The following is a 3,680-nucleotide window of genomic DNA, read 5'->3' on the forward strand; positions in this document are numbered from 1 at the left end:
GTGCTGGTCAGCCCAGGTCGAGGTCGGCCAGAGAGTAACCCGTGAGATACCGCAACCCGGCGTCCTCGATGGCCGACACGGCGCCACGGTCGACGATCGTCGCGACGGCGACGACCTCCGCGCCCGCCTCGCGGGCCGCCTCGACGGCCGTCAGCGGGGAGCCTCCGGTGGTGGAGGTGTCCTCGACCACCAGCACTCGGCGGCCCTTGATGTCCGGGCCCTCGATGCGGCGCTGCATGCCGTGCGTCTTCTGCGCCTTGCGCACCACGAAGGCGTCCAGCTTGCGGCCGCGCGCGGCGGCCGCGTGCAGCATCGAGGCGGCCACCGGGTCGGCGCCGAGGGTCAGCCCGCCGACCGCGTCGAAGTCGAGATCGGCCGTCAGGTCCAGCATGAGCCGGCCGACGAGCGGGGCGGCCTCGGCGTCCAGGGTGATCCGCCGCAGGTCGATGTAGTAGTCGGCCTCCAGCCCGGAGGAGAGAGTCACCTTGCCGTGGACCACGGCCTTGTCCTTGATCTGCCGCAGCAGGTCGTCACGCACGTCGCTCATACCGATGAGCTTACGGTCATGCGTCGGGCGCTCGCCCTGCCCACCGCCCACTCCCGTTCAGGACAGCGTCCGCCAGGTCCACGTCGTGGAGATCTCCAGCGGGTCGATCGGGGTGACCAGGCGCGGCAGGGTGTTCAGACCGTTCGGCGGCCCGGACTGCGGCTCGACGCAGACGGCCTCCTGCTGCTCGTCGTAGACGACGACCCACTCGGAGCGGCTGGTCACCTTCAGCTCCAGCTGCCCCGGCCAGGTGAGCGTGACATCGACGCCGTCGGCCATCCCGAAGCAGTCGTCCCAGGGGCCGGGCAGCGGGTCGATGCGGCGGCCGGTCGGCAGGTGGTCGTCCCCGCGCTCCTCCTGCCAGTCGGGGGCGAAGTCGATACGGGCGTCCTCGCCGCCGAGGTTCCGCAGGAACCAGGGGTGCCAGCCGGCTTGCGCCGGAAACGAGTCACTGGCTGCCTCGACGCTCATGGTGAGCGTCACCGCGTTCGGGGCCAGCTCGACCAGCTGGGTGACCCGGCCGGGGTAGGGCCAGGGTTCGACGAGGTCGTAGGTGAAGGCGGCGGAGGAGCCATCCTTGCGGGCCGTGCGCCAGGCGGTGTCCCGTCCGGTGCCGTGGATGGCGTGCGGCGGGGAGTTGACCGGCAGTTGGTGGCGCTCACCGCCATTGCGGAACACGCCCAGCTCCGTACGGCCGCACCACGGCACCATCGGGAACGAGCCGTACTTCGCGCCTTGCCGCAGCACTTCCGTGCCGTCGATGCGGAGGCTGCCGATGCGGCAGCCGTTCTCGGGCAGCACGGTCAGCTCGGCACCGCCTGCCGCCAGTCGTACCTCTTGCGCCTTTGGCGCGGTTTCGGTCGTGTCATGGGTGCTCACGCCTCGACCCTAGGTCCACCAGGGCGCTCCGCTGGAAGCTGGGTATTTCGACTGCGGGTGCGTCGTGGTCTGTCGCGCAGTTCCCCGCGCCCCTTGGGGGAGCATGGCCGGAGCGTTGGCTGCGGGAGCGTCGTAGCTGAGCGCGCCGTTCCCCGCGCCCCTTCAGGGCCCATGGCAGGTGCGTTGACTGCGGGAGCATCGTGGCTGAGCACGCAGTTCCCCGCTCCCCTGCGGGCGCGGGTGGTTACTTGCGGCGGCGGAGTACTCGGCCCACTACTACGGCTGAGGCGAGTACTACGGCGGCGGCGGGAGCGGCCCAGCGGAGGGTGGCGGTGGAGGCGAGGGCTTCGGGGGCGGGGACGGGGGCGTAACGGCCCCGCGGCGGGGCGTGGTCGACCTCCTCCGCGCTGCGGCCGATCATCGTGCGGCGCGCGTGCGCGGCCTCGGCCGGCGGCTCGCCGGGCGCGGGCACGGCGACGGAGGCGACGATGCTCTCCTCCTCGTCCTCCCCCAGCGAATCGCTCGGCTCCAGGACGTCGTCGGTATCGCCGACGTCACCGACATCGTCGGCGTCCAGCGACGGCGGCGGAACCTCCGTCTCGAAGACGCTCGGCTTCCGCGGAGCGGCATCGGCATCGGCATCGGCACCGGACTCGGCCAGGTCGGCGGACAACGCGTCGCCCCACCGGTCCAGCAGCCGCCGCGCCGCCGTCTCGGCCGTCTTGGGGTCGATGTCCGCGAGCCGGCCGCCGCTGCGTACCGTTCCCGCGCAGCTCAGCCGCGTGCCGCCGGGCGCCGCCGCCGGGGTGAGCGTCAGCGTGAGCGAGACCTCGCCGGAGCCGCGCGCCTCCGTGCCCTCGCCGGTGAACTCGTACGCACCGGAGCGCTCGGCGACGCGCAGGGTGCCGCGGTAGGTGATGGTGGAGCCGCCGATCCGCAGGCGCAGCCGCCCGGCGAGCGGGCCGCCCGCCGCCGCGTCGGCGTCCTCCTGGAACCCCGGCAGGCAGCGCGCGACCCGCGCCGGGTCCGAGAGGGCCTGCCGGACGGCGTCGGCGGAAAACGGAACGAACACCTCATGCTCCATAGCCACCGAGCCTACCCACCATGGCTCCGGCGAGTGCCGCGCCCGACGGAACTTTCCCGCCGCGCCCCGCCGCGCCCGGCCCCGCCGACGTCAGTCGGCGACCGTGAAGCGCTCACCCGTGTGCTGCGGCTTCTCGGCCTCGTCGACGAGCGCCACCGCGTAGTCCTCGGCGGAGATCCGGCTCTTGCCCTCGGCGTCGGTGACGAGGTCGTCGAGCGCGGTGCGGTACGTACCGGTGCGCTCGCCCGGCTCGATGGTCGCGGCGGGGCTGACGTTGGTCCAGCGGACGTCGCCGACGGTCCGGTAGAAGTCCAGGGCGTCACCGTGGGCGTGCATGATCTGGAGCAGGAACTCCGGCAGCCCCTCCGCGTCCCAGACCTGCTTGCCGTCGGGGGTGCGCAGGGAGCCCGCGCCGCCGACCGTGATCAGCCGCGGCGCGGCGTCGCCGAGCGTCCGCAGGCCGCCGACCAGCGCCCGCGCGGCGGGCTCGATGGTCGCGAGGTGGCCCGGCCCGTCGCCGCCGCCGACCGCGCTGATCAGCACGTCCTGCCCGGCGGCCACGGCGGCGACCGACGCCGGGTCGAGGACGTCGCCGGTGGTGACGGTGAGCCGCTCGTGCGTCTCGGTGATCTTCGCGGGGTCCCGGACGACGGCGGTGACCTGGTGGCCCCGGTCCAGCGCCTCGCGCAGGACGCGGCTGCCGATGGTGCCGTTGGCTCCGAAGAGAGCGATCTTGGCCATGAGGGGTGTCTCCTAAACGATGGTCGAACGATGGTGTCGCTATGGGCCGGCCGCGCGAACGGACGGCGTCAGTGCTGGTCGAGTGCGTGGGTGAGGTCGTCCGCGGAGGACATCGGACCGCCGATCCGCCGCACCCCGCCGGGGGTGTGCAGCAGCAGCGTCGGGAAGCCCTCGACGCCGAGCCGGCGGACCTCCCGGAACTCCTCCTCGACCGCCCGCCGCGTCGCCGGGTCCGCGTAGGCGGCGGACGCCGCGCCGGCGTCCAGGCCGAGGGCGGTGGCGACGCCGGCCACGGTCGCCGGTTCGGACAGCGGGCGTCCGTCGCGGTACCAGGCGGTCTGCAAGGCGCCCGCGATCTCCAGCGTCCGCTCGGGCGCCTGCTGCCGCAGCGCGGCGAGCGCGGTGGCGGCGTCGGCGGAGTCCAGCACT

The 3,680-nt window shown here is 73.7% G+C and carries 5 protein-coding genes; all 5 read right to left on the bottom strand.

The window, feature by feature from the left end; all coding sequences use genetic code 11:
* Positions 1 to 7: 7 nt before the first annotated feature.
* Positions 8 to 547 carry an orotate phosphoribosyltransferase gene (gene pyrE / locus ACFU99_RS37140; RefSeq protein ID WP_384401118.1) on the bottom strand — a complete coding sequence of 180 codons (540 nt, stop codon included), beginning with the start codon at positions 545 to 547 and terminating at the stop codon, positions 8 to 10.
* Positions 548 to 604: 57 nt separating this feature from the next.
* Entirely contained in the window at positions 605 to 1,426 is an 822-nt protein-coding gene (locus ACFU99_RS37145; RefSeq protein ID WP_384401121.1) for an aldose 1-epimerase, read from the bottom strand.
* Between the two features lie 244 nt (positions 1,427 to 1,670).
* Positions 1,671 to 2,510 (bottom strand): SRPBCC family protein, encoded by an 840-nt coding sequence (locus ACFU99_RS37150; RefSeq protein ID WP_384401124.1) that lies wholly within the window; start codon positions 2,508 to 2,510, stop codon positions 1,671 to 1,673.
* A gap of 90 nt (positions 2,511 to 2,600) precedes the next feature.
* Positions 2,601 to 3,251: an NAD(P)-dependent oxidoreductase gene (locus tag ACFU99_RS37155; protein ID WP_384401127.1), complete on the bottom strand. Its 651-nt coding sequence runs from the start codon at positions 3,249 to 3,251 to the stop codon at positions 2,601 to 2,603.
* A gap of 68 nt (positions 3,252 to 3,319) precedes the next feature.
* The coding region (locus ACFU99_RS37160; RefSeq protein ID WP_384401130.1) for a DsbA family protein at positions 3,320 to 3,680 on the bottom strand (361 nt) is incomplete at its 5' end.

This window comes from Streptomyces sp. NPDC057654 (assembly GCF_042800135.1).
Lineage (GTDB): Bacteria > Actinomycetota > Actinomycetes > Streptomycetales > Streptomycetaceae > Streptomyces.

Excerpts from the sequence above, each read along its gene's own strand:
- ACFU99_RS37155 (WP_384401127.1), bottom strand. The coding sequence starts at position 3,251 with ATGGCCAAGATCGCTCTCTTCGGAGCCAACGGCACCATCGGCAGCCGC.
- pyrE (WP_384401118.1), bottom strand. The coding sequence starts at position 547 with ATGAGCGACGTGCGTGACGACCTGCTGCGGCAGATCAAGGACAAGGCC.
- ACFU99_RS37150 (WP_384401124.1), bottom strand. The coding sequence starts at position 2,510 with ATGGAGCATGAGGTGTTCGTTCCGTTTTCCGCCGACGCCGTCCGGCAG.